The 2,307-nt window shown below is 52.0% G+C and carries 2 rRNA genes; both read left to right on the forward strand.

Features of this window, described 5'->3' with window-relative positions:
- Nucleotides 1-2,146, forward strand: a 23S ribosomal RNA gene (locus tag INF35_RS13595); the annotation flags it as partial.
- Nucleotides 2,147-2,246: 100 nt separating this feature from the next.
- A 5S ribosomal RNA gene (rrf, locus tag INF35_RS13600) occupies nt 2,247-2,307 on the forward strand; the annotation flags it as partial.

Here is a 2,307-nt window from a genome sequence, read left to right on the forward strand (position 1 = left end):
TTTAGTAGCGTGCAATGGGCCCGAAACCGGGTGACCTACCCATGATCAGGCTGAAGTGAAAGTAAAATTTCATGGAGGGCCGAACCGACCTCCGTTGAAAAGGCGGCGGATGAATTGTGGGTAGCGGAGAAATTCCAATCGAACTCGGAGATAGCTGGTTCTCCCCGAAATAGCTTTAGGGCTAGCCTCGTGACAGATTACCGGAGGTAAAGCACTGAATGGCCTAGCGTCCGAGAGGATAGCGAAGCCTATCAAACTAAGAATGCCGGATAATCGATTCACGGGAGTCAGACAGTGTGAGATAAATCTCATTGTCAAAAGGGAAACAGCCCAGATCTACAGCTAAGGTCCCCAAGCAGGTTTAAGTGGAAAAGGATGTGGAGATACGCAGACAACCAGGATGTTGGCTCAGAAGCAGCCACTCATTTAAAGAGTGCGTAATAGCTCACTGGTCGAGCGTCTCTGCGCCGAGAATTTAACGGGGCTCAAAACCTGCACCGAAGCTTAGGCAGTATTTTTAATACTGGGTAGGGGAGCGTTGTATGCGCGGTGAAACGATAGCGTAAGCGGTCGTGGAGTTCATACAAGTGAGAATGCCGGAATGAGTAGCGCGAATGAGGTGAGAATCCTCATGGCCGAAAGCCTCAGGTTTTTGGAGGAAGGTTCGTCCGCTCCAAGTTAGTCGGGAGCTAAGGTGAGGCCTAACGGCGTAGCCGATGCACAGACGGTAGAGATTCCGTCACCACCGAAAGATTTAAACGCAGGGACACTTTATGAAGGTCAGAGCCGGGTGTTGGTTCCGGTAGTGATCGAGGGAAATATAGTACCGAAGTCTGGCTGGAATAGAGGCGAGAAAAGCTGCGCGTATATCTAAGGTGCCCGTACCGCAAACCGACACAGGTAGGTAGGAAGAAGATTCTAAGGCCAACGGGAGAAGGGTTGTTAAGGAACTCGGCAAGTTGACCCCGTAACTTCGGAATAAGGGGTGCTCACGAGAGTGAGTCGCAGAGAATAGGCCCAGGCAACTGTTTACCAAAAACACAGGTTTGTGCTAAATCGAAAGATGACGTATACGAGCTGACGCCTGCCCGGTGCTGGAAGGTTAAAAGGAGATGTGCAAGCATTGAATTGAAGCCCCAGTGAACGGCGGCCGTAACTATAACGGTCCTAAGGTAGCGAAATTCCTTGTCAGGTAAGTTCTGACCCGCATGAAAGGCGTAATGATCTGGGCACTGTCTCAACAGCCCGCCCGGCGAAATTGTAGTACCGGTGAAGATGCCGGTTACCCGCGACAAGACGGAAAGACCCCATGGAGCTTTACTGTAGCCTAATATTGGGTTTCGGTGTTGCATGCACAGGATAGATGGGACGCTGAGAAACTCGGGCTTTGGCCTGAGCGGAGCGGACGTTGGGATACCATCCTTGCGACATTGGAATTCTAACCTGCGCCCTTGAATCAGGGCGGGGGACATTGTTAGGTGGGCAGTTTGACTGGGGCGGTCGCCTCCTAAAGAGTAGCGGAGGCGTTCAAAGGTTGGCTCGGTCTGGACGGAAACCAGACGAAAGAGTGCAAACGCAAAAGCCAGCCTGACTGCGAGACTGACGGGTCGAGCAGAGACGAAAGTCGGAGTTAGTGATCCGGTGGTATGTGAGTGGAAATGCCATCGCTCAACGGATAAAAGTTACCCTGGGGATAACAGGCTGATCTCCCCCAAGAGTCCACATCGACGGGGAGGTTTGGCACCTCGATGTCGGCTCATCGCATCCTGGGGCTGTATTCGGTCCCAAGGGTTTGGCTGTTCGCCAATTAAAGCGGTACGCGAGCTGGGTTCAGAACGTCGTGAGACAGTTCGGTCCCTATCTGTCGTGGGCGCAGGATATTTGAAGGGTGCTGTCCCTAGTACGAGAGGACCGGGATGGACGCACCTCTGGTGCACCAGTTGTCACGCCAGTGGCACAGCTGGGCAGCTATGTGCGGATCGGATAAACGCTGAAAGCATCTAAGCGTGAAGCCGGCCCTGAGATAAGATATCCCACTGAGTCAATCAGGTAAGACCCCTTGAAGACTACAAGGTTGATAGGCACAAAGTGTAAGCGGAGTGATCCGTTCAGCTAGCGTGTACTAATAGGTCGAGGGCTTGACCCAATCTTCTCTAGTGCTTCATTTGCCAAGAAGCAGTTCTTATTCAGTTTTGAGGGCACATGCCTTCAGAAAAGAGAATATGCGATCGAAAGATTGTATACCGGCCGGTGTCGATGACGGTGAGGTTCCACCTGTTCCCATTCCGAACACAGAAGTTAAGCTCA

The sequence above is a fragment of the Gemmiger gallinarum genome, from assembly GCF_014982805.1.
In the GTDB taxonomy this organism is placed as follows: domain Bacteria; phylum Bacillota; class Clostridia; order Oscillospirales; family Ruminococcaceae; genus Gemmiger; species Gemmiger gallinarum.